Source organism: Diplocloster agilis, assembly GCF_019042275.1.
In the GTDB taxonomy this organism is placed as follows: domain Bacteria; phylum Bacillota; class Clostridia; order Lachnospirales; family Lachnospiraceae; genus Diplocloster; species Diplocloster agilis.
Genome location: NZ_JAHQCW010000011.1, coordinates 46680 through 69442, shown reverse-complemented (window position 1 = coordinate 69442; position 22763 = coordinate 46680). Strand labels below are relative to the sequence as shown.

At 48.2% G+C, this 22763-nt stretch carries 21 protein-coding genes and 1 pseudogene; 20 read left to right on the top strand and 2 right to left on the bottom strand.

Annotated features, from left to right (window positions below; all coding sequences use genetic code 11):
* Positions 1–180 precede the first annotated feature (180 nt).
* Entirely contained in the window at positions 181–1125 is a 945-nt protein-coding gene (locus tag KTH89_RS08620; protein WP_238721388.1) for a hypothetical protein, read from the top strand.
* A 172-nt stretch (positions 1126–1297) separates the two neighbouring features.
* Here the strand turns inward: KTH89_RS08620 and KTH89_RS08615 are convergent, their stop codons facing one another.
* Positions 1298–2740, bottom strand: coding sequence for a B12-binding domain-containing radical SAM protein (locus KTH89_RS08615; RefSeq protein WP_158346227.1), 1443 nt, complete (start codon positions 2738–2740; stop codon positions 1298–1300).
* A 259-nt stretch (positions 2741–2999) separates the two neighbouring features.
* On the opposite strand from KTH89_RS08615, the gene KTH89_RS08610 reads away from it, so the two are divergent.
* Positions 3000–3935: a UbiA prenyltransferase family protein gene (locus KTH89_RS08610; RefSeq protein ID WP_238721387.1), complete on the top strand. Its 936-nt coding sequence runs from the start codon at positions 3000–3002 to the stop codon at positions 3933–3935.
* A 202-nt stretch (positions 3936–4137) separates the two neighbouring features.
* Here KTH89_RS08610 and KTH89_RS08605 read toward each other — a convergent pair whose 3' ends face one another.
* Positions 4138–5124, bottom strand: coding sequence for a hypothetical protein (locus KTH89_RS08605; RefSeq protein ID WP_238721386.1), 987 nt, complete (start codon positions 5122–5124; stop codon positions 4138–4140).
* Between the two features lie 204 nt (positions 5125–5328).
* Here KTH89_RS08605 and KTH89_RS08600 point away from each other — a divergent pair, with 204 nt between their 5' ends.
* The 18 genes and pseudogenes from KTH89_RS08600 (at position 5329) to KTH89_RS08515 (ending at position 22759) form a co-directional block, all read left to right on the top strand.
* Complete coding sequence (locus KTH89_RS08600) at positions 5329–6012, top strand: HAD family hydrolase (protein ID WP_158346223.1); 684 nt, start codon at positions 5329–5331, stop codon at positions 6010–6012.
* Between the two features lies 1 nt (position 6013).
* Positions 6014–7330, top strand: a complete 1317-nt coding sequence (locus KTH89_RS08595) for a hypothetical protein (RefSeq protein ID WP_238721385.1) — start codon at positions 6014–6016, stop codon at positions 7328–7330.
* Positions 7331–7831: 501 nt separating this feature from the next.
* Positions 7832–7988, top strand: a pseudogene (locus KTH89_RS25205) (DapH/DapD/GlmU-related protein); the annotation flags it as partial.
* Between the two features lie 152 nt (positions 7989–8140).
* Complete coding sequence (locus KTH89_RS08585) at positions 8141–9292, top strand: glycosyltransferase family protein (protein ID WP_238721384.1); 1152 nt, start codon at positions 8141–8143, stop codon at positions 9290–9292.
* Positions 9293–9328: 36 nt separating this feature from the next.
* Entirely contained in the window at positions 9329–10327 is a 999-nt protein-coding gene (locus KTH89_RS08580) for a glycosyltransferase (protein ID WP_238721383.1), read from the top strand.
* Positions 10324–11868 (top strand): lipopolysaccharide biosynthesis protein, encoded by a 1545-nt coding sequence (locus KTH89_RS08575; protein ID WP_238721382.1) that lies wholly within the window; start codon positions 10324–10326, stop codon positions 11866–11868. Before KTH89_RS08580 ends, KTH89_RS08575 begins: the two co-directional genes overlap by 4 nt.
* Entirely contained in the window at positions 11865–13178 is a 1314-nt protein-coding gene (locus KTH89_RS08570) for a UDP-glucose dehydrogenase family protein (RefSeq protein ID WP_158346213.1), read from the top strand. Before KTH89_RS08575 ends, KTH89_RS08570 begins: the two co-directional genes overlap by 4 nt.
* Position 13179: 1 nt before the next feature.
* Complete coding sequence (locus KTH89_RS08565; RefSeq protein ID WP_238721381.1) at positions 13180–14127, top strand: hypothetical protein; 948 nt, start codon at positions 13180–13182, stop codon at positions 14125–14127.
* A gap of 6 nt (positions 14128–14133) precedes the next feature.
* Complete coding sequence (locus KTH89_RS08560; protein ID WP_238721380.1) at positions 14134–15177, top strand: glycosyltransferase family 10 domain-containing protein; 1044 nt, start codon at positions 14134–14136, stop codon at positions 15175–15177.
* A gap of 35 nt (positions 15178–15212) precedes the next feature.
* Positions 15213–16211, top strand: a complete 999-nt coding sequence (locus KTH89_RS08555; RefSeq protein WP_238721379.1) for a glycosyltransferase family 2 protein — start codon at positions 15213–15215, stop codon at positions 16209–16211.
* A 145-nt stretch (positions 16212–16356) separates the two neighbouring features.
* Positions 16357–17046 carry a glycosyltransferase family 2 protein gene (locus tag KTH89_RS08550; protein WP_158346205.1) on the top strand — a complete coding sequence of 230 codons (690 nt, stop codon included), beginning with the start codon at positions 16357–16359 and terminating at the stop codon, positions 17044–17046.
* Between the two features lie 16 nt (positions 17047–17062).
* Entirely contained in the window at positions 17063–17455 is a 393-nt protein-coding gene (locus KTH89_RS08545; protein ID WP_330654833.1) for a DUF2304 domain-containing protein, read from the top strand.
* A 58-nt stretch (positions 17456–17513) separates the two neighbouring features.
* Positions 17514–18365 carry a dTDP-4-dehydrorhamnose reductase gene (gene rfbD / locus KTH89_RS08540; protein ID WP_158346202.1) on the top strand — a complete coding sequence of 284 codons (852 nt, stop codon included), beginning with the start codon at positions 17514–17516 and terminating at the stop codon, positions 18363–18365.
* A 41-nt stretch (positions 18366–18406) separates the two neighbouring features.
* On the top strand, positions 18407–19363 hold the full coding sequence (locus KTH89_RS08535) for a glycosyltransferase family 10 domain-containing protein (RefSeq protein ID WP_238721378.1): 957 nt from the start codon (positions 18407–18409) through the stop codon (positions 19361–19363).
* A 17-nt stretch (positions 19364–19380) separates the two neighbouring features.
* Positions 19381–20184, top strand: coding sequence for an O-fucosyltransferase family protein (locus tag KTH89_RS08530; RefSeq protein ID WP_238721377.1), 804 nt, complete (start codon positions 19381–19383; stop codon positions 20182–20184).
* Positions 20185–20204: 20 nt separating this feature from the next.
* Positions 20205–21302 (top strand): DegT/DnrJ/EryC1/StrS family aminotransferase, encoded by a 1098-nt coding sequence (locus tag KTH89_RS08525; protein ID WP_158346196.1) that lies wholly within the window; start codon positions 20205–20207, stop codon positions 21300–21302.
* 4 nt (positions 21303–21306) lie between these two features.
* On the top strand, positions 21307–21726 hold the full coding sequence (locus KTH89_RS08520) for a sugar 3,4-ketoisomerase (protein WP_158346194.1): 420 nt from the start codon (positions 21307–21309) through the stop codon (positions 21724–21726).
* Positions 21719–22759, top strand: a complete 1041-nt coding sequence (locus KTH89_RS08515) for a glycosyltransferase family 2 protein (protein ID WP_238721376.1) — start codon at positions 21719–21721, stop codon at positions 22757–22759. Before KTH89_RS08520 ends, KTH89_RS08515 begins: the two co-directional genes overlap by 8 nt.
* Positions 22760–22763 lie beyond the last annotated feature (4 nt).

Here is a 22763-nt window from a genome sequence, read left to right as displayed (position 1 = left end):
ACAAAAGACGTTCACCCATACCTATATGTGCAAAAAAACGCACACGTGGAGGAACGGTTGAACAAAAGACGTTCACCCATACCTATATGTGCAAAAAAACGCACACGTGGAGGAACGGTTGAACAAAAGACGTTCACCCATACCTATATGTGCAAAAAAAACGCACACGTGGAGGAAAATATGAAAATGAAAAGAGTAATCGCGGCAGTTGTTTTTCTTGTACTTGCTGTGGGTCTGTATGTGGGAATCCCCAGAGTGCTGACCGGCAATCACGTGCTGGTCCGGTTTACCAATTCGATCTCCCTGGATGCCAGAATCTATGAAACGCGCCGTCTTCCTGAGGAAAATTATGACTATCTGGCAGTTGGTTCCTCCATGACCATGAACAATCTGAATTCAGATGTATTGTTGAATTATCTAGGGCCTCTGGGGGAGAAATTTTACAATTTTTCCGTATGGGGTGTTACCGTGGAGGATATTGAGAACTGGACGGAAGTGCTGCTGGAAAAGTATAAACCCAAAGGCATAATCATGTTCAGTTCCATGGAAGATTTCGACGGGGAAGAAAAGGATTATGATTATAAAGATATCAGCCGCTACATAAGAGGTTATCCGGAGAGTATGTTCTATCTGCATTACGGTGTGTTCGGGGATCTGCATTATTATGACGAATACGCGGAATTGCAGGGGTACAAAAATGACTATGATTCCCTGGATTTTGACGCGAATGGCGGCGTGGCTCTGGAGGTATACGGAATAGAGCGTTCTATGAACCGCTGGGAGAAACAGTTTGCGGAAGAATATCAACAGGACGGCCCCAGTTATGAGAGCCTGTATCAGATAGCGGCGAAGCTGAAACAAAAAGGAATCGATTTTTATTTTGTCCAGGTTCCCAGCAGACCGAACTATATGGCGGCCGAGGGAGCCAAGGAGGTACTGGAACAGCATATGGAGCGCTGCCGGGATATCGTGGAGAGCAGCGGACAGTATTACTACAGCGCTGTGGATTACGAACAATATTCCGACCAGTATTTTTCCGATTATACTCATATGGATGTCCATGGAGCTACCATGCTGACCCAGGAATTCCTGGAAAATGTATTTATTCCGTCAAGAGAACAATAAAGTAGCATAAAACGTACGCGCCGCCTGGGTTCTTCCTCGGGTTTGGATATGCCCGCTGCTTAAGGGCCAGGGCGCATCCCGGTACACCGACACGCGCCCTGTCCCTTAAGCAGCGGGCATATCCAAACCCGAGGAAGAACCCAGGCGGCGCGCACGCTCAGCTTTGGAACATTTATTTGAAAAGATTGACGACCAGTTTGATACCGTATTTACAATAATTCAGGAAGATTTTCGGATGAGTGATGCATTCTCCCATTTTTTTAAAGATATAGGTAGGCCGCAGGTAGTATTGCAGCAGAATATTTCTGCGCAGTTTCAACAGCTCTTCCATACTCAGATATTTGGTCCCCTTCATGCTGGAATGGAAGAAATCGCTTCCCAGAACGGACTGGGCGAGAAGATTGTCTTCTTTGCACATATTGTAAAGCGGAGTTCCATAAAAAGGCAGGGCCAGCGTAATCTCGATAAAGTCCGGTTTCATCTGAAAGATGAGCTTTTTGGTTTCCATAATGTGTTCCTTGGTCTCCCAGGGGAAGCCAATTACGAAAAATCCCCACACGGTCAGTCCCGCTTCTTTGGACCATTTGCAGGCCTGAATGTTTTCGGCTACAGTCGCCCCTTTATGAACCCGGGTCAGCGTATCGTCGCTGCCCGATTCAAAACCAAAGGCAATCGTAAAGCAGCCGGCCTCTTTCATGAGAACCAGAGTTTCCTTGGCCAGCGGCCGGACTCTGGAGTTGGCGGTAAAAGAGATCTTATTGTGAAGCGGTGAATTTATGATCAGAGTACATAATTCTTTGACCCACTGGGCATTGATGGTAAACGTATCCGCTTTGAAGAAGAAATTGCGGATGCCGAACTTCTCATAGCATTCCGTCATCTCATCCAGGACATTCTGGGGACTGCGGAAACGCACTTTTTTCCCGGATATCTCAGGAGACAGACAGAAAATACAATTGGAGGGACAGCCCCGGGACGTCTGAATTGTCGCCATAGGCTCGTCCGTATCCGGGCGCGTATAAAGGGCGTTATTCATTAACTGGCGGGCCGGAAAAGGCTGGCCGTCCAGATCCTGTCCCCATACATGGAATGGGGTTCTCTTTAAGTTTCCATCCGCATCTTTATAGAGGATATTATCTACGTCCTCAATATTTCCTTTGTTGTGGAACTCGTAATCAGCGATCAGATCGATGGCGAAATCCACTTCCCCGCCAATCAGATAGTCGACCTTGGAAAGATCCAGCAGATCCAGCATGGCCTGTTCCGGATCATAAAATATGGCACCCTTCAGGACCATAACCGCATTGGTCTTTTCTTTGATCCGGTTAGATATCTTAATATCTTCGTAGATGGTCGTATTTGTCACGCTGATCATGACCATATCCGGCTGATACTCTTCCAGTTCCCGGAACATCTCTGCTTCCGAACAGAATTCCGTCTGATAATCCCGCAGCTTTACATCATAATTTTTCCGGAGAAGAACTGCGGCGGCGTAGCCCAGATCGTTGCAGGCGCGCATGGCCTGCGCGCTTCCGTCGTCGATATTTTGCTGACAACGATCCTCGCCTCTTTGAAATAATGGGCCCGGGGGATACATAAGTAATACTTTTTCCATAGTGTTTGATATATTATTGACCGGCGATAATATATCCTGCTCCTTTCTGAAAACTCATTTTATTTCTAATAATACCGGAGGTTGCATACTCTGCGCTAAGGGAAAGCGCTCCGGCACAGATATCATGTCTTTCGACATTATATCATAAAATACAAATCTTGCAAATAATGGTATTTTTGGAGGAAATTTGTAAGAAAAGGTTGTTTCACGGGGGAAAAATTGATATGATATGTTAGAATTATGGAGGAGGGTTAGAAAATTGAATCAATTAAAAGGTTATATCAAGATCGCAAGGCCGGACCATTGGGTCAAGAATGCCTTTATCGTTCCTGGTGTTATTATTGCCGAGCTTTTAACCGGAAAAGTGCTTGATTCCGGCGTTGTGATTCGTTTTATCTGGGGCTTTATGGCCACATGCTTCATCGCTTCTGCGAACTATGTGATCAATGAATGGCTGGATGCCAAATTCGACAAATATCATCCTACAAAAAAGAACAGACCTGTTGTCGTATCAAATATCAAGTTTCATTGGGTTATGGTGGAATATGCCTTGCTGATCGTGCTTGGCGTCGTATGTTCGATTCAGGTAAACCGCTATTTCCTGTACATGGAGCTTTGGCTTCTGCTGATGGGCGTTCTCTACAATGTTCGTCCGATCCGTACCAAGGACATTCCCTATATCGATGTACTCTCTGAATCTTTAAATAATCTGATCCGGCTATTGATTGGATGGTTTATCATTACGGAAGCTTATCAGCCCCCCAGCAGTGTGCTGGTAGGCTATTGGATGAGCGGAGCTTTTCTGATGGCAACCAAGCGGTACGCGGAATACCGGATGATCGGAGATCCTGAAATTGCCGGAAAATACCGGAAATCATTCCAATATTATACCGAACATTCGCTTTTGGTATCCGCCTTCTTTTATGCTATGAGCGCTACCTTTTTCCTGGGTATCTTCATGCTGAAATACAAAATTGAACTGCTGATCGCCATGCCGTTTGTATTCGGCCTGTTTTGCTTCTATCTGTATCTGAGTTTCAAAGAAGATTCGGCGGTGCAGAAACCTGAAAAATTGTACAAAGAAAAAGGGCTGCTGGTCTATATTATCATACTGATCGTACTGATCGCGGTGCTGATGTACAGCAGAATTCCCGCTATGGACTATTTTGTAGAAACTATGCTGATTAACGTTTAAGGACGGTTTATAATAATTAAATAAAAAATAAATTTAGGCCCGGCTTATGTATCGCGCCCCATCTGGTGTGGCAGCGAATGAAAAGCCGGGCCGTTTTTTTGCCGGAGTTTTACCGGGAGTCCATGTGGCGGTAGATAAGCCTCCTTGTGAAAAGGAGATTAGCGCCCTTGTGAAAGGAGATTAGCGTCCTTGCGCCGGTAGATTAGCGGGACAGTAATGTACCTGTGTCGTCGGCCAGAATCCAGCTCGGATCCTCAGGATAACCATGCCAGAAATTCTGAGGACAGATTTTCAATCCTTTGTTCAGCAAGGCGGGTTTATATGAAAAAGAACTTTTACTTGTAATAAGAAGATCTGCATTTACCATATGAAGAAAGGAATCCACAGGCCCCATATCCAGGCAATAATGCAGGTTCGGAATAGCGGAAAATTCCGGGAAATCCTTTTCCTCCCCCTGGGAAAACAGGTATACCGCAGCCGGCTTGTCCTCAGGAAGCTGCGGAAGGGAGAGAGCCTGTTCCAAAACCCGGAGAAAGTAAGAATTATCCTGCCACCGCTTCGTAAGCCCCGGGTCCTGATTCGTCTGGCCAATTACAATATCGCCCCTTCTGACATGGACAGCGATATGAAACTCATCGGGCCGGTATATCAGATGATCGTTCCGGCGCGCGGAAGCGCTGTAGAATTTACGCTGCAGATCTTCCATAACCCCGAACTGGGCCTTATAAAACTGATCCTGCTCACACAAAAATACAACCCTCTGGTCCGCATAAGCGTCCACGATCTCCCGGATCGCCGTCATTTCCGCCTCGTTCGCCTCATTAAAATGGGGAATCCGTACTTTTTTAAAATGCTTCCGCTTCACCAAATCCTCAAGAGTTATCTCGCCCTCGCCAAAGCCTAAAAAATTTTCCCATTTCGGTGAAGAGAACGGCATATGGGCAAAGTTCAACCCCAAAACCTGAGCGAAATAATATCCGGCAATCCAGTTAGCCATCTGATGTCCGATCCCGGAATCCGGATTCGGCCGCGCCGCCAGATAATTCACGTGATCCGTATTTTTATTTCCTGCCGCAGGATGCTTTATCGCATACCGGTAAGAAGGATAAAGCCTGTAATAATATTGTTTATTCCTTGTTTTCGCGATCAGCACGGTGCGCACCGCCCGTAATTTTTGTGCAAAACTCATCGGATACCTCCTGAAATGAAAAGAAGCGGACTTTTCTTCCAATCTATCTTTGCCCAATATACCATGAAACCAAAACATGTACAACCCCGGATCAACAAAAGTCGGATAAACGTCTTGCATTCATTCGGGCATGTTTGATATAATAGTATGACTTATACTTACGGGACAGAGGTACCTTAAGAATAGGAAGAAAGAAGTCTTGATATGAAAATGCAAATGCATCGGAATTTAGAGGAATATCATGCGGTTCTGTTTGATATGGACGGAACCCTCTATTACCAGCCGCCGCTTCGCAGAACGATGGCCGTCAGACTGGCCTGCTACTATGTGCTGCGTTTCTGGAGAATCAAGGATCTGCTGATCATAAAGAAGTTCAGGGAAGAGCGGGAGCGGATGGTAACGGAATGTCATGAAGAAGATCCTGACCAATACTTGTATCGGCTGGTGGGAGAAAAATACAAAGTCCCGGCTTACCGGGTGGAATCCGTGATCGGCCGGTGGATGTACCGTTTCCCCCTGCCGTATCTGAAAAAATTCCGCGATCATGAATTGTACGACTTGGTGAAATATCTGCGCAAACATAAGATTACCGTGGGGATTTATTCGGATTATCCCGTCCAGGATAAGCTGGAGGCTTTGGGAATCGTGGCGGATTATTGTTTCGCGGCTACGGATCCTCAGATGCAGTGCCTGAAACCGGACCCCAGAGGGATGAAGGTGATTCTGAATGAATTGGGCCTGCCTGCGGAAGAGGTGCTGATGATCGGGGACCGCTATGAAAAAGACGGGCAGTCGGCAGAAAGCGCAGGAGTGGATTATGTGATCCTGCCGGCACAGCCGAAAAAGCGTCATGAAGTACTTATGCAGATAAAAAGGAGCAGACAGTAGCATGGATACGACGAAAGATAAGGGAATGAAAAACATTGTGAAAAAGGTACTGCTGACAGCGGCCGGGCTTTTTGCGTTTTATCTGCTGAGCCTGACGCTGGTTTATTGTATCCCGAAATCGGCTATGGTTGAGAATGTAGCGGAATCGATCGGTGTGATCGCCCAGGACGGAAAGTATCCCAACTGGTTTTTTGGATCTCCGGTCTGTTTTTTTGACAATTATTCGGATTCCCGGATGCTGAATATGGCGCTCCAGACTTCGGAGCATCCGTTTCATGCGGCAATGTCTGCGGATTACGAGGTGGTAGAGGGCTCCGGGGATACCGAGTTCGCCCAGTATTATGATCTGGTGGCGGCGGCTGAGGGAAAAGCCACCGGCAGCGAGAGCTATGGAAGAATGTGGCATGGCTATCTGGTATGGCTAAAGCCTTTGCTGACTTTTTTGAATCTGCATGAGATCCGGCAAATCATATATATGGTCAGTTTCTTTTTATATTTACTGACAATTCTGGCAATGAATAAGAAGATGGGATTCCGCGCGGCATTTCCATTTATCTGCGGAACGCTTATGAGCTACACAACGATTATAACCATCAATATGATGTTTTCTGTGGACGTGAACTTGATGCTATTGGGTGTTATGATGGTGCTGCTCTTTTCGGGGAACAGGACGTATGACAGGTACGAACCTTTGTTTTTCGGGCTGATCGGAACCAGCATGGCGTTTTGGGGAACCTTTGAGGCGCCTCTGATTACGCTTGGAATGCCGCTTCTGATCTCTATGCAGATGAGGCAGCGGCAGGGAAAGAACGCCAAACAGCTGTGGGGGCATCTCATCGGCAACGGCGCCGGTTACGGTATCGCCTATGCGGTTACGCTGGTGTTGAAATGGGTGCTTGCCGCGCTGGTAACGGGGTCCAGTGACGGTTCCGCGGTATCGGGAGGCTGGATCGGGCTGCCGCCCAGCTTCCGGGAATATTCCGGCCGGCTGGTTAGCATTCTGCAGGGATATCTGACCCCGCTTCGCTCTATGGGAATTCTGATCGGGCTTATAGCGGTGGTGCTGGCGGTTCTCATAATCCGGTTCCGGGCTAAGAAGGTGGCTGTCGGCAGATTGCTGCCGTTTGCGTTTATCTGTTGTTTCCCGGCATTTTGGACGTTGGTGCTGTTCGGCCATTCCGGGCATGGATTCACCAGATTTATTATGATGATTTCTGTGGATGCATTTTTGTGGATCGTGATGAATTTTATTGATTGGGAATCGTTCCGGGATAAATTAAAAAAAGGATGTTTCGGGAAAACAGGTTTGTTGGGCTGATTATATTGGCATACCGGCAAGGCGCCAAGAGCCGGACAGCAGGATATTTGATGAAAGGGCCTCCGGCCAAGAGAAGAAAGGTGGATTTGTGTGAACCGGTTTCAGATTGTAACAAATATATTCCGCTCCTTTTTCATAAAAAGGAGTTTGACGAAGCAAAAACATGTAATGTTCGGCCGCGGCGTGTTTTTTGACGTGGATAACTGTGAATTCGAGGGACACGCCCGCATCTATTATAATGCTTATATGTTGAATACGTATCTGGGGTACGGTACCATTGTCCAGCACGATTGTGTGCTGAATGATGTCAAGGTGGGACGGTTTACCGGGATCGGGCCGAATGTGAAGTTTGTGATCGGCCAGCATCCCACTTCGAAGTTTGTCTCTACCCACACGGCATTTTTCACGCTGTCCCCGGTCAGCGGGTTTACCTATGTAAAGGAGCAGAAATTTCCGGATTATGCGGAGCCGGTCTGCGACGGGCGCTATCAGTTCAAAGTGGGAAGTGATGTCTGGTTTGGAGACGGCGCCACGATCATGGCCGGAGTGACGATCGGAGACGGCGCGGTGATCGCCGCAGGGGCGGTAGTGACGAAGGATGTCCCTCCTTATGCCATTGTGGGCGGCGTGCCGGCCAAAGTGATCAAATACCGGTTTGACGAGGAAGACCGGAAGTTTTTGATGGACTTTAAATGGTGGGACCGGGATATATCCTGGATCGAAAGCCATGCCGATTATTTTGACGATATTGAGAGATTTAAGAAAATAGTAAAAGAGGAAGGCTTGCGATAGCCCGGAGGAAATGATACGATGACACAGTATGCTATAGTGGCAATCGGTTATAACAGGCCGCGCAGTATGGAGCGGCTGTTGAAGTCTCTGGCACAGGCCGACTATGATGGCGACCAGGTGACTTTGATAATCAGTATCGATAACAGCGGCGACGACAGCGTGCAGCGCTGCGCGGAGGATTTCGACTGGCCCTTCGGACCCAAAATAGTCAAAACCTATCCGCAGAGGATGGGACTTCGCAGACACGTATTGACCTGCGGGGACTTGGTGGAGGATTACGAAGCCATTGCCGTATTTGAGGATGACATCTATGTATCCCCGAATTTCTATCAATATATGAAACAGGCGGTTGCCTATTACGAGGGGGATGACCGGATCGCCGGAATTTCCCTGTATCAGCATTTGTGGAATGTACATGCCAACCGGCCGTTTGTTCCGCTGGCCGACTCAAATGATGTGTACTTCGTACAGTTTGCCCAGTCCTGGGGGCAGGTCTGGATGAAGCGCCAATGGATGGCGTTTCGGAAATGGTATGAGGAGCAGGGGGAGGAATTTCAGGAATCCGCGGATATTCCCGACTATGTGGCCTCCTGGCCCGGAACCTCCTGGTTAAAATATCACGTTAAATATTGCATCGAGAGGAATAAGTATTTTGTCTATCCTTATGTCTCGCAGTGCACGAACTTTACGGACGCGGGCGAGAACTTCGCGATTCCCTCCACAGGTCTTCAGGTCCCTTTTCAGACGGGGATTCAAAGGGAATATCGTTTTGTGACGCTGGATGACAGTGACACGGTGTATGACGCCTTCTGGGAAAATGAAAAGCTGGCCGGCATCCTGGGCCTGCCCGCAGACCAGCTCTGCACAGACCTTTACGGTGTGAAGAAAAACAGGAAAAATCAGCGATACTGGTTGACTTTGGAGATTAAAGATTATAAGATTGTGAGATCCTTTGGATTATTATTAAAGCCTCAGGAACAGAATATATTGGCGGATATGGAAGGCACCCAGATCTTTTTGTACGATACGGCCCGGGAAGAGAAAAATCCGTACCGCCATCATGTGGGCCGTCTGGCCTGCAGCTATGACTTCCGGGGGGACAACCTGTCGGTCGGAATGCTTAAGAATCTGATGGTGAATAAAGTGAACCGTCAGCTTCGGCATAAATGACCGTATGAAAAATTGCCGTATAGATGGGATAAAGCTATGAATAATCAGCCGAAAATATCGGTAGTCATTCCGATTTATAATGTAGAAAAATATTTGGCAGAATGTATTGACAGTGTACTTGCGCAGACATTGTCCGGGATAGAAATCATTCTGGTAAATGACGGTTCCACCGACAACGGGCCGCAGATCGCAGAGAGTTACGCGGAGCGGCACGAAAATATCCGTCTGATTCATCAGGAAAACGCCGGCCTAAGCGCGGCCAGAAATACCGGTCTTCGTGGGGCGTCCGGGCAGTATGTCTATTTTCTGGACAGCGATGATTACATCGAGCCGGACGGGCTGGAAGTGATTTATAAAGAAGCCGCGGATCAGGACTGCGATTTGGTTTTGTTTGACGGAGCTTCTTTTTATGATGACGGGGATGTCCGAAAACCGAATATGCAGTACGATTATCAGAAACACTATGAATATCCCGGCGTCTATGACGGCGAGGATTTGTTTGCCCTTACCCTTCCAAGGGAGGACTTTCGGACCCAGGTCTGCCTGCAGCTGGTAAAAAGACAGACGCTGCTGGATCTGGGACTTACATTTTTAGAAGGAATTATCCACGAGGATCAGTACTATACTTTTGCGCTGATGCTGCAGTGCCGTCGGGTTAAGATCGTGCGTAAAATTGTGTATCACCGGAGGTTCCGGGATGGCTCCATCATGATGCAGGCGAAGACGCTTCGCAATTTTGAAGGCTTTTACCGGTCGGCCAAAGAGATGTTCGCGTTTTACGGCGCCCATCATTTCCGTCCGGAGAATGATAAAATGATCCGCAGTCATATCGCCAATGTATTCTGCCTGACAACGGTGGACGTCTACCATCAGCTGGACCGGGCTGTTCAGAAAGAGCAGAAAGAAAAGATACGGGAATTGATCCGTATCGCCCGGGGCAAAGCGTATCTGGGCGACAGCCGGGTGAAATCTTACTGCTGGTTTTACCGGTTTTATCCGGTCTACAAAAAGCTGAAGAAAAGGTGTAATCTATGAGACTGGAAAAGATCATGAAAAACGGAGTGATCGGCCTGGTGACACAGGTCATTGTGCTGGTCATGGGTTTTTTGACGCAGATCGTGTTTACCCACTATCTGGGACAGACGAACTACGGTTTAAACAGTGTAATCAGCAATCTGCTGAACATGCTTTCCCTGGCGGAACTAGGCGTGGGAAGCGCGATTACCTATCATCTGTACAAACCCATTGCACAGGGGGACCAGAATACCATCGCCAGTATCATGGCGTTGTTCCGGCGGGTGTATTGGACGATCGGTTTTGTGGTGTTCGGCCTTGGATGTCTGCTGATGCTGCTGATACCGGTGTTTATCACGGAGTCCGGCGTGGATATTGGCTTTGTGCGGCTGATATTCTTTATACAGCTGATGTCTACGGTGTCCACATATTTTCTTTCCTATAAAAGAACGCTGTTATACGCCGATCAGAGGAACTACATCTGTGCGCTGTACGATACTTTGATGAATATTATTTTCAGCGTGCTCAGGATTGTATCCCTGGTACTTTATCAGGACTATATTATCTATTCCGTTCTGATGGTGCTGCAGCAGGTGGCGGCGAATCTGCTGATCTCCTATTACTGCAATAAACAGTATCCGCAGCTGAAAGATAAGCACATCAAACCTTATGACAAGGCGAAAAATCTGTTTGTGGATACGAAAAATATCCTGGTCGGTAAAGTGGCGGTTTATATCTATTCTTCCACGGATAACCTGGTGATTTCTACGTTCAGCAGTATTACCGGCGGATTATTTACCGTCGGCGGGCTGAACTATTATGTGTATATCACGAACGCCATACGGACGATCGTCAACAGTGTGCTCTACTCCATGGCGCCGGCGATCGGTAATTTCTTACAGAGCGGCAAGGACAGTAAAGAAATGTATCCGCTGTTCAATCACTATACGTTTGTGCGGCATTTTATAGCGTCGGTGGCGGCTGCCGGCCTGATTGTGTGCAGCACGCCGCTCGTGTACATGTGTTATGGCGGAGAACAGGCGGTGATGCCGCAGATCGTAGTGCTGCTCATCAGCCTGGATGTATTTATCAGTATTACATCGGGGCCCATCAATGAGCTGATCAGTGTCCTGGGATTATTCCATTATGAAAAATATCTGAATGCGGTCGGCGCTGCCATGAATCTGATTTCTTCCATTATCTTTGTGCAGTTTATCGGCGTTCCGGGCGTTCTGCTGGGAACGGTGATCAGCCAGCTGTTTTTCTGGATCAGCAAATGTATCCTTGTGTTCCGGAAATATTTTAAGGATGGGATGATGGAATACTGGGGAAAAGTGTTAGCCTATACGGCGGTGGATATTGTTCAGGTGCTTGGCCTTCTGTGGCTGTGCGGCAGATTGTTTCCGACTCCGTCGGTCGGCGGGTTTATCGGAGCGGCGGCCCTGTGTGTGGCGGTTCCGTTTGTGTTGGTTGTTGTCGTGTTCCATAGAACAAAAGAATTTCAGTTCGCATACCAGCTGACGTTGGGCGTGCTGGGTAAATTAAGGAGAGTGAAGAAATGAATATTGCAGTTGCGGGTACAGGATATGTGGGTCTGGTTACGGGAGTTTGCCTGGCGGAGCATGGCCATGGCGTAACCTGTGTGGATGTAGATCAGCAGAAAGTGGAGATTATGCGCAAGGGTATCTCTCCGATATTTGAACCGGGCCTTGACGAGCTGATGTTAAAAAATATGGAACGGCTTACTTTTACCACGGACTATAAGGCGGCATACCGCGAGGCGGATGTGATCTTTATCGGTGTGGGAACCCCGGAAAAAAGAGACGGCTCGGCAAACCTGACTTATGTATACGAGGTGGCAGGGCAGATCGCCGCCAGCATCGAAAGGGACTGCGTTGTTGTGGTTAAGTCAACGGTGCCGATTGGAACAAACGATAAGATTGAAGCGTATATGAAAGCGCGCCTTGCACATCCCGTTCAGGTATGGATTGCCTCCAACCCGGAATTCCTGGCCCAGGGCACGGCCGTACAGGACACCCTGCATGCTTCCAGAATCGTTATCGGGGTCGAGGAGGATAAGCCTGGGGTTATCTTGCAGGAAGTTTATAAGGATTTTGACGCGCCGAAGCTTTTGACAAACCGCCGCAGCGCGGAGATGATCAAATATGCGTCCAACGATTTCCTGGCTCTGAAGATTTCCTACGTAAATGAGATAGCGAATTTGTGCGAGACGGTAGGCGCGGATATAGAGGATGTGACGAAGGGGATGGGATTTGACGGCCGTATCGGCAATCAGTTTCTGAGAGCGGGCATTGGCTACGGAGGTTCCTGTTTCCCGAAGGATACAAAGGCGTTGAGCTGGCTGGCCAGTTTTAATGACAATGAAATTAAGACCATTAAAGCGGCGATCGAAGTCAACGAGAACCAGAAATACCGGCTGATAAAAAAGGCGAGAAAATATTATGAGGATTTTAAAGGACTGACGGTTGCGGTATTGGGACTTACATTCAAACCCGGAACAGACGATCTGCGGGAAGCCCCTTCGCTGGTCAACATACCGGTATTCCTGGAGGACGGAGCGATTGTGAAAGCCTGGGATCCGGTGGGGGTTGGGAACTTTAAAAAGAAGTGTGACGGAGACATCAGCTATTGTGAATCCATTGAAGAGACCTTGCAGGATGCGGATATTTGCTTTATATTTACAGAGTGGCCTCAGGTAAAGGAATTGGATCCCCATATTTTTGCGGCATGTATGAAACACCCGATCATTTTAGACGGACGGAACTGCTATGAATTAGAGCGGATGGAACAGGCCGGTGTGATCTATGAAAGTATTGGCCGAAGAGCCGTCCAACCGGCGAAGGAGAACTGAAATGGGTAAAAAAATGGAATGGTATGCCGCCCGGGTCCGCAATATTTCCCGGAAAATATGTGGCAGAATTACCGGAAAACCGATGATCGGAAGCAGGTTCGGCAAAAAAGTGGTGCTGGAGCAGCAGATGGGCAACGAGCGGATTCAACAGCTGCTCAGCCGGAAGCAGCCGTTCATGGTGGGGCGGTTTGGCTCGACGGAGCTGGCCGTGATGCGTTCCGTGGTCGCATACCAGCTGGGAGTACGCAAAAACGTACACCCGGAGGTGGTGAACCGCATCTATGAGCTGTCCGGTTTTTTCCCGAAAGATGAGCAGTTAACGATCCGCTTCTCCGATCTCATGTGTGAGAGCTGTGCTCAGCTGGATCTGATCGGTACCTGGTTCAATCTGATGGAAGACTATATGATCGAGCATTTTGCGCCTCAGAGCGAGGTGACTTATCTGCGGGCCATCGAACCGTGGTATCATGAAAAGCCCTGGTCCAAAGCCCTGAAAGGCAAAAAGGTTCTGGTGGTTCATCCGTTTAAGAACACCATCGAGAGACAGTTTGCACGCAGGGAATTATTATTCCCCGGTACGGACATTCTGCCGGAATTTGATCTGCAGGTGATCCGGGCGGTGCAGACGCTGGCGGACCAGACCGATGAGCGTTTTGCCAACTGGTTTGAAGCATTGGATTATATGTATGAGGAAGCGATGAAACTGGATTTTGATGTGGCCATACTCGGCTGCGGAGCCTATGGGTTCCCGCTGGCAGCCAGATTAAAGGCAGCCGGCCGACAGGCAATCCATATGGGCGGAGCGACCCAGCTGCTGTTTGGTATCCGGGGATCCAGGTGGGACAGCCACCCGGTGATATCCAAATTATATAACGAAAACTGGGTGAAACCTAACGAAGATGAAAAGCCGGCCGGCTTCAAGAAAGTCGAAGAAGGCTGCTACTGGTAAAATAAAATGAAAATTGCCTTATGTGTAAACCATGATAAATATCTGAAGGACGGGATGTTTTCCGCGGACCGTTACGTGGAGAGCCATCTGCGGGAGTTCTACCGGCTGTTGAAGGAAGCGGTGGAGGACAAAGGAGACGAGATCCACACGCTGGACCTGTATGAGGATTTGGCCCAGCCGGACGTTTTCCTCTTTTTTGATTATCCGCTCTTTAATCCGTTAGAGTATTCTGCGGTGAAATGGAAAAACTACCGCCGAATGCGGAAGGTACTGCAGGATACGGGGCGCAAAATTCTGTATATTTGGGAAAGCCCGCTTTATAATAAGGGGAATTTCAACCCGGAGAATTACCGGCAGTTCGACAAAGTGCTGTGCTATTCTCCCCTGGAGATACCGAACTACGAATATTTCCCCTATTCCATCCGCAGGACGGATGTGAGCCGCTGCCGGGTTATCAGCCGGCAGGAGTTTGATAGCCGCAAGCTGTCCTGCATGATCACCTCCAACAAACTGATCCAGGGAAATGGCTATGATCTGCGCTATGAGATTGTGGATTATTTTGAGAACCGGTCGGATGGTTTTGACCTGTATGGCGTCAACTGGATTTTTGAGGGAATCAGCAAGGCGGCCAGGGTGATTCTGAGAAAGAAATATGCGGCGCGCCCGCCGAAGAATTATAAAGGCAGCTGCGATTCCAAGCAGGATACCTTTGAGCACTACCGTTTTGGGTTTGCCATTGAGAATCTGTATGGCTTTCCGGGATATGTATCCGAAAAATTGTTTGACGTGCTGACGGCAGACTGCGTTCCGGTCTATACCGGTTCGAATATTATGGAAGGCACCATACCGAAAGATATTTTCGTTGATATAGAGGCGTTTGCCTCTTTGAAACAGCTGGATGATTATCTCAGGGCGATGAGTTACGAGGAATACGCCGGTTTTCTGGAGAGGAAGATCGAATTTCTGCACTCACCTCAGTTTGCGGATTATTTTCATCAGGCGAACGTGGGGCGGATGATGGACGTTATTTATGGAAAGAATGAAGGATAGAGTCATGCGCGGTGTACGCGATACTGGAGGAAAGTATGAAGAGTGTATCTGTCATTGTACCGGTGTATAATGTAGAAAAATATCTTGCCAGATGCCTGGATTCCCTTTTGGGCCAGACACAGCCGGACATCGAAATTCTGGTGGTGAATGACGGCAGTACGGATACCTCCGGACGTATCGTTGATGAATACGCGCAAAAGTATCCGGACCGGATCCGGGCTTTTCATATGGAAAATGAGGGCGTTTCCGCGGCGAGAAACCGCGGGGTGGCGGAAGCGGAAGGGAAATATCTGACTTTTGTGGACAGCGACGACTATGTCACCGTGGATTATTTGGAACTCATGGTTGAGGCGGCTGAAAAAAATCATTCCGATCTGGTGGTCCAGGGGTTTCGGATGGTGGATGAAAGCGGTAATGTGCTGGCCGAGGTGTGCCCTACTGCGTATATTCCGGGAGAAAAGGAAGAATGGCCGCTGCGGATCATATCTGCCTGGGGACGGCTGTTCCGCCGGGAGTTCTGGATGCAACATAATCTGACCTTCCCGCTGGGAGTGCGGGCGGAGGATGCGCCGGTGAATCTGGCGGCCAATGCCCTGGCCCATCATATCCAGGTGGTTCCTCGCGCGGGGTATCAGTATTTTCAGCATTCCGCGTCCGCCATGCATAATTTTAAGGGTCTGCAAAAATACAGGCTGCCCTATGAGGCGCTGGAGAAAACGCTTCAATATATTCAGGAAACCGGCCTTGTGAACGATCGGTATTTTTATGAATATTGTGTGATGCGGATTCTGGCATTCTGGGTATTTGAATTCGCCAGAGGAAGTTCGGTTGCAAAAATCAAAGAATTGTGTCATTATATCATGGATATGTTAAATACCTACATACCGGAATATATGCGTAATCCTTATGTAAATCCGTTCCGAAAATTGGAGATACCGTTTGTACACCGGGCCTCCATTTGGGTACTGGCGGTTCTGTGTAAGCTGCATATATTAACGCCGGTAATCAGGGTTTATGCAAAACTGCTGCATTGATGAGAAGTTTGATGTCTTGCAAAACGGCTGCATTAATGGGAAGCTTGATGTCTTGCAAAACTGCTGCATTGATAGGAAGCTTGATGTCTTGCATAAATACAGGATACTGCATAGATGGATTCCGCGTCTGGAGGATCGGAAAAGTATGAAAAAATTAGTAATCATACCGGCATACAATGAGAGCAAAAGTATAGAGAGAACCGTACAGGACATTCTAACGAACGCGCCTGATTTTGATTATGTGATTATCAACGACTGTTCCACAGATAATACGCTGGAGGTTTGCAGAAAAAATAATTTTAATGTGGTAGATCTTCCGATTAACATGGGAATCGGAGGGGCTGTGCAGACCGGTTATCTCTACGCGTTCCGCAATGGTTATGATATGGCGGTCCAGTTTGACGGGGATGGCCAGCATGACGCGAAATATCTGGACTCCATGTCAGAGTATCTGACGGAAAACGCGCTGGATATGGTCATCGGGTCCCGCTTTCTGGAAAAAGAAGGGTTTCAGTCCACCGGGGCCAGGAGGATCGGCATCCGGTATTTCAGCCTGCTGATCCGTATCTTGACCGGTAAGAAGGTCAGTGACCCCACTTCCGGGATGCGTCTGATCAACCGGAGAGTCATGTCGGTCTATGCAAAGGATTATCCGAAGGATTATCCGGAGCCGGAGAGCGTGGTGGCTATACTAAAAGAGGGCATGGTGGTGAAAGAAGTGCCGGTGGTGATGAAAGAGAGAAGCGACGGGGTATCCTCCATTTCTTTCAAACGATCGGTTTATTATATGATAAAAGTAACCTTGGCGATTTTGATGGAGTGCTTAAGGCATTAGAAAGGGGGCGGCCGGTATGATGACACTGAAATTACAGATTATTCTGGGAGTGGTACTGATACTTGCGTTTCTGCTCCTGGTCAATATGATCCGAAAGAAAAGCCTGGAGTTAAAATACGCGCTGTCCTGGCTCATCGTCATATTTGCGCTGTTTATTCTGGACTGCTTTCCGGTTCTGCTGGATGATGTGGCCAGTTTTCTGGGGATCTTTTCCCCGGTCAATATGATCTTTTTCCTGGGGTTTGTATTTTCCCTGCTGATTATCTTCGTGCTGACCATCGCACTTTCCAGAATTTCCAACCGGGTGAGGGCTTTGGCGCAGAATCTGGCGTTGAGTACGAAAAAGCTGGAGATCCTGGAGAAAAAGCTTGAAGAGCTGGAAAAAGGGAATGAGCCAACGGAAACATAGTTACTGAGTGGAGTATGTATGTGAGGAGTATAAAATTAAAGTAAAGGAGAATTTGAAAATGAAGAAAATTATGGTTACCGGATGTAACGGACAGTTGGGCAGAGCGATCAATAAAGAGATGGGGCAGGATTCTTCTCTGGAATTCATAAATACAGATGTGGGAGAATTGGATATTACGGATGTGAATAAGGTCCTAAGCTTTGTGCAGGAGGTAAAACCTTATGCCATCATCAACTGTGCCGCTCATACCAATGTCAACAAATGTGAAACAGACGTGGACAATGCCTATAAAATCAACGCGATCGGCCCCAGGAATCTGAGCATTGCGGCGGCCAGAACCGGCGCGAAGCTGATGCATGTGTCTACGGATTATGTTTTTGATGGAAATGGTTCCAAACCTTATATTGAATTTGATCCGGTTGACCCGGTGGGGATGTACGGCGCCACAAAACTTGCGGGCGAGACTTTTGTACGGGAATTTGCGAAAGACTGGTTTATTATTCGGACCGCGTGGCTGTATGGGGACGGCAATAATTTTGTCAAAACGATGCTGCGCCTTTCGGAACAAAACGATACGGTGCGTGTGGTAGCGGATCAGTTCGGAACGCCTACCAGCGCGTCGGAGCTGGCAAAAGCCATCAAGGCGCTGATTTTTACGGATAATTATGGGATTTTCCACGGTACCTGTGAGGGGAGCTGCAGCTGGGCGGAGTTTGCGTCAGAAATTTTCCGTTTGGCAGGAAAGAGCACGAAGGTGGACTATATTACCACAGAGGAGTTTGCGTCTCCCGCGCCCCGGCCGGCCTATTCCGTCTTGGAAAATTATATGTTAAAACTGACCACGGATTTCAGGTTCGCGGACTGGCATGATGCGCTGGTGGAATATATGAACCAGGAGAAGTCTATTTGACGCATAGCTCCTTTGATGTTAGAATAAGTAAGTGTATGCCTATGAAAACAATAAAAGTTAAATGTATCGGATTTTGGGGGGCTTTTGATCCCCGGGATAATTTCATACTGGATCTGCTGAAGAAACGATATCAGGTGGAGCTGTCGGATGAGCCGGAGTACCTGTTTTATTCGACGTCCACGGAGGATTTTCTGGATTATGACTGCGTGCGGATCTTTTATACCGGGGAAAATGTCTGCCCGGATTTTAATCTATGCGATTATGCGATTGGTTTTGAACGGTTGACCTTCGCCGACCGCTATTTGCGCCGACCCTTTTATCTGGATGTCCCTATGTACCGGGAGGACCTGGACCGGGCCATGCATAAGCATGAGTTTCGTATGGAAGATTTGAAGGAAAAAACAGAGTTCTGCAGTTTTATTTATTCAAACAAAGAATCTGATCCGTTTCGCGACCAATTGCTGGACAAGATCAACAGTTACAAGGAGGTCCATTCCGGCGGACGCTACCGGAACAATATCGGGGGCAGCGTGGATGATAAGTTCGCGTATCAGTGGAAACACAAATTTTCGATCGCGTCCGAGAACAGTTATCATAGCGGATACAGCACGGAGAAGCTGGTGCAGTCGTTAGCGGCCCTGACCATACCGATTTACTGGGGAGATCCGTCGATTGCGCGGGATTTTAATGAGAAGGCATTTATCAATTGCCATCAGTACGATACCTTAGATGAGATTTTGGAACGTGTGATAGAAATAGACCAAAATGAGGAACTTTATCTAAAGATGCTCCGGGAACCTGCTTTTTATCCGGATTTTTCACTGGAAGAAAAGCGGCGGGAACTTGAGGAGTTTATTTATCATATTATCGACCAGCCATATGAGAAAGCCTTTCGGAAGACCCGGTACTGCTGGGGCGCCATCTATGAGGCCAATGCGAAGCGGCATCGGAAAATGGACCGGATGGCAGAGAAGTTGTTGAAAATTTTTCATAGATAAGAACAGGAGGGAACCCCATGGTGACCGTGGAACCCGGAGGCGGATTGTGTAACCGGCTGAGAACGGTGAATTCCGCTTACTTCCTTGCGAAGCAGCTGAATCAGCAGCTGAGGATTGTCTGGAAGTTGAATAAAGAATTGAATTGCGCATATGAGAAGCTTTTTAAAAAGCCCAAAAATATAGAAATTCTGAATTACCGCCATTCCTTTAACAGGGAACGAAAGAAATGGATTAGGACAGCGGATATGGTTCTCACGCAGGAGGATATCTCCTTGCAGACCGAGCGGGGGAACAGGATGCTTCCGCAGGAATTTATCGGTACGCTGGGGGAACAGATCTATATCAATACCTGCCAGCAGTTTATGGATCATCCCGACTACCATCTTTTTGTTCCGACGGAAGAAATGCAGAGCAGAATTGATGTGGTCAAGTCCAATTTTGGAAATGAGTGTGTCGGAGTGCACATCCGCAGGACCGACAGCATGAAGTCGATCGAGACCAGCACCACGGATGGGTTTGTGGATGCCATGCGTAAGGAATTGGAAAAAAATCCCCATGTCCGGTTTTATCTGGCTACGGACGATTTAAGTGAGGAAGAGAAGATCAGGAGGGAGTTTCCGGGAAAAGTGCTGACTCTGGGAAATAAGACTCTGGACCGGAACAGCGAAGACGGCGTCAAGGACGCCATGGTAGATTTTATGTGCCTGGCGGGGACAAAACGGCTGATTGGCAGCTACTGGAGTTCATTTACGGATATGGCGGCTGATTTCTATAAGATTCCGGTATATATCGTAGGTGGAGAAGCTAATACGGCGCAGTAGATGCGCCACAGGAGGAAAAGATGAAAATAATGCCGAACCGTATGGATCGAGGCTTTTATCTATATCAACAGGAATTTGAAGACAAGGCATTGGAAGTCCTTCGTTCCGGATGGTATGTACTGGGAAAGGAAGTCGAAGCTTTCGAGCAGGAATTTGCCGCTTATACGGGCGGGGGATATTGTGTCGGGCTGGCCAGCGGGCTGGATGCTTTGTGGATCGCCTTCCGGCTGCTGGGAATCGGCGCTGGGGATGAAGTCATCGTTCAGGGAAACACCTATATCGCCAGCGTTATGGGGGTTACGATCAACGGAGCCACTCCGGTGTTTGTGGAGCCGGATGCTTACTATAATATGGACTCTGCGCGGATAGAAGCGAAGATCACAGAACGGACCAGGGCGATCCTGGTTACCCATCTGTACGGCCAGGCGTCCCACATGGACGAGATTATGAGGATCGCCGGGAAATATCGGCTGAAGGTAGTGGAAGACTGTGCGCAGTCCCACGGAGCCTGCTATCAGGGACAGATGACAGGTACCTTTGGCGACGTTGGCTGTTTTTCATTCTATCCCTCCAAAAATCTGGGAGCTTTCGGAGACGGGGGCGCTGTAGTGGTCAAAGAAGAAAGCCTGGCCAGGGAATTCCGTATTTTCCGGAATTACGGCAGCGAGAAGCGCTATCACAATAAAGTGGTGGGGGCCAATTCGAGGCTGGATGAATTGCAGGCAGGACTGCTTCGGGTGAGACTTTCTCATCTGGAGGAGCTTACGAAAGAAAAAGAAAAAATCGCAAACCGCTATCTGAGAGAAATAAGGAATCCCGATGTAATCTTACCGGAAGTCCGGGAAAAAGCCACCAGCGTCTGGCATCAGTTTGTCATCCGCTGTGAGAACCGGGCCGGTTTGATCGATTACCTGAACGCCAGGGAGATCGGGACGATTATTCATTATCCGATCCCGCCCCATCTGTCGGAGGCTTACCGGTACCTGGGCCACAAGGATGGAGATTTTCCGATCACGGAACAATATGCAAATGAAGTTTTATCGATCCCAATGTATAATGGAATGACAGATGAGGAACAACAGATAGTAATCGATGCGATCAATCAATGGAGGGCGTAGTTTTATGCGTATTGAAGATCAATATAAAATACTGGAATTCAAGGATTTCGGGGATGAGAGAGGGAATCTGGTAGTAGTGGAAGGCAATGCGGATATACCGTTTGATCTGAAAAGGGTCTTCTACATCTATGGTTCCGATCCAGATGTAGTCCGTGGAATGCATGCCAACCGAAAGACGGAGTTTGTACTGATCAATGTTGGCGGAACTTCAAAAGTAAAAGTCGACAACGGTTTTGAGACGGTAGTGGTTGAGTTAAACCGCCCCCGTATGGGAATCTACCTGCCTACCATGGTATGGAAAGAGATGTATGACTTCTCAGAGGATTCTATTTTGCTGGTTTTGGCCAGCGAACATTATGATTCCAAGGAATACATAAGGGATTATAGTGATTTTCTCAAAGAAGTAGGAGGCGTTCATGAGTAAAATATCAATCATCGTTCCGGTCTATTATAATTCGGATACGCTGATGCTGCTATATGAGGACATGAAAGAAAAAATCCTGGGCAAGCTTGATTATGAGCTGGTTTTTGTGGATGACGGCTCCGGAGATAATTCCTGGGAGATCATGCAGCAGATCCGGGCATTGGATGAAAATGTAAAACTGGTCAAGCTCTCCCGGAATTTTGGGGAGCACTCCGCCATTCTGGCAGGACTGTCCCAGTGTACCGGAGACTGCGCCGTGACCAAACAGGCCGATCTGCAGGAGGATTCCGAGCTCATTCTCCAGATGTATGAGAGCTGGAAAAAAGGGAACAAGGTGGTACTGGCCGTGCGGTCTGACCGTGATGAGGGCGTGATTCAAAAGTTCTTTGCCAATCTGTATTACGGTATCGTTCGCAAATGTATCGCTCCCAATATGCCGAAGGGCGGTTTCGACTGCTACCTGCTGGACAGGCAGGCAATCGAAGTGTTAAAGATGCTGGATGAAAAGAATTCGGCCCTGACGCTTCAGGTCCTTTGGATCGGATTTAAGACAGACAAGGTCTATTTCCACAGAAAGGCAAGGGAGATCGGGGAATCCCGCTGGACGTTGTCTAAGAAGGTAAAGCTGGTGCTGGATTCCATGATGAGCTTTTCCTATTTCCCGATTCGTTTTATGTCTTTTATCGGAGGCGCGTTCTTTCTGGTCTCTGTGATTATGGTGATCTATCTGGTGCTGGCCAAGTTGATTTCCGGCGAAAATGTGGCTGGGTGGACGTCGCTGATGGCTGTGGTACTGTTGGCGTCCGGGCTGATTATGCTGATGCTTGGCATACTCGGGGAGTATGTGTACCGGGGTATGGACGCGTCAAGGAACCGTCCGCCGTTTTTGGTGGAGGAAGTGTTGGATTCCGGACTGGAGTCAAAGCAGGCGGCTGAGACAGGAAAAGCCGGTGAGGAAGAGCACTCCTTTGAGAATAAGAACGCTGCCGGGACGGGTGGCACAGACGGCCGGACCCAGGCAGAAAGAAAGTGATGGG

Excerpts from the sequence above, each read along its gene's own strand:
- KTH89_RS08620 (WP_238721388.1), top strand. The coding sequence starts at position 181 with ATGAAAATGAAAAGAGTAATCGCGGCAGTTGTTTTTCTTGTACTTGCT.
- KTH89_RS08615 (WP_158346227.1), bottom strand. The coding sequence starts at position 2,740 with ATGGAAAAAGTATTACTTATGTATCCCCCGGGCCCATTATTTCAAAGA.
- KTH89_RS08605 (WP_238721386.1), bottom strand. The coding sequence starts at position 5,124 with ATGAGTTTTGCACAAAAATTACGGGCGGTGCGCACCGTGCTGATCGCG.
- KTH89_RS08600 (WP_158346223.1), top strand. The coding sequence starts at position 5,329 with ATGAAAATGCAAATGCATCGGAATTTAGAGGAATATCATGCGGTTCTG.
- KTH89_RS08595 (WP_238721385.1), top strand. The coding sequence starts at position 6,014 with ATGGATACGACGAAAGATAAGGGAATGAAAAACATTGTGAAAAAGGTA.
- KTH89_RS08585 (WP_238721384.1), top strand. The coding sequence starts at position 8,141 with ATGACACAGTATGCTATAGTGGCAATCGGTTATAACAGGCCGCGCAGT.
- KTH89_RS08580 (WP_238721383.1), top strand. The coding sequence starts at position 9,329 with ATGAATAATCAGCCGAAAATATCGGTAGTCATTCCGATTTATAATGTA.
- KTH89_RS08575 (WP_238721382.1), top strand. The coding sequence starts at position 10,324 with ATGAGACTGGAAAAGATCATGAAAAACGGAGTGATCGGCCTGGTGACA.
- KTH89_RS08570 (WP_158346213.1), top strand. The coding sequence starts at position 11,865 with ATGAATATTGCAGTTGCGGGTACAGGATATGTGGGTCTGGTTACGGGA.
- KTH89_RS08565 (WP_238721381.1), top strand. The coding sequence starts at position 13,180 with ATGGGTAAAAAAATGGAATGGTATGCCGCCCGGGTCCGCAATATTTCC.
- KTH89_RS08560 (WP_238721380.1), top strand. The coding sequence starts at position 14,134 with ATGAAAATTGCCTTATGTGTAAACCATGATAAATATCTGAAGGACGGG.
- KTH89_RS08555 (WP_238721379.1), top strand. The coding sequence starts at position 15,213 with ATGAAGAGTGTATCTGTCATTGTACCGGTGTATAATGTAGAAAAATAT.
- KTH89_RS08550 (WP_158346205.1), top strand. The coding sequence starts at position 16,357 with ATGAAAAAATTAGTAATCATACCGGCATACAATGAGAGCAAAAGTATA.
- KTH89_RS08545 (WP_330654833.1), top strand. The coding sequence starts at position 17,063 with ATGATGACACTGAAATTACAGATTATTCTGGGAGTGGTACTGATACTT.
- rfbD (WP_158346202.1), top strand. The coding sequence starts at position 17,514 with ATGAAGAAAATTATGGTTACCGGATGTAACGGACAGTTGGGCAGAGCG.
- KTH89_RS08535 (WP_238721378.1), top strand. The coding sequence starts at position 18,407 with ATGAAAACAATAAAAGTTAAATGTATCGGATTTTGGGGGGCTTTTGAT.
- KTH89_RS08530 (WP_238721377.1), top strand. The coding sequence starts at position 19,381 with ATGGTGACCGTGGAACCCGGAGGCGGATTGTGTAACCGGCTGAGAACG.
- KTH89_RS08525 (WP_158346196.1), top strand. The coding sequence starts at position 20,205 with ATGAAAATAATGCCGAACCGTATGGATCGAGGCTTTTATCTATATCAA.
- KTH89_RS08520 (WP_158346194.1), top strand. The coding sequence starts at position 21,307 with ATGCGTATTGAAGATCAATATAAAATACTGGAATTCAAGGATTTCGGG.
- KTH89_RS08515 (WP_238721376.1), top strand. The coding sequence starts at position 21,719 with ATGAGTAAAATATCAATCATCGTTCCGGTCTATTATAATTCGGATACG.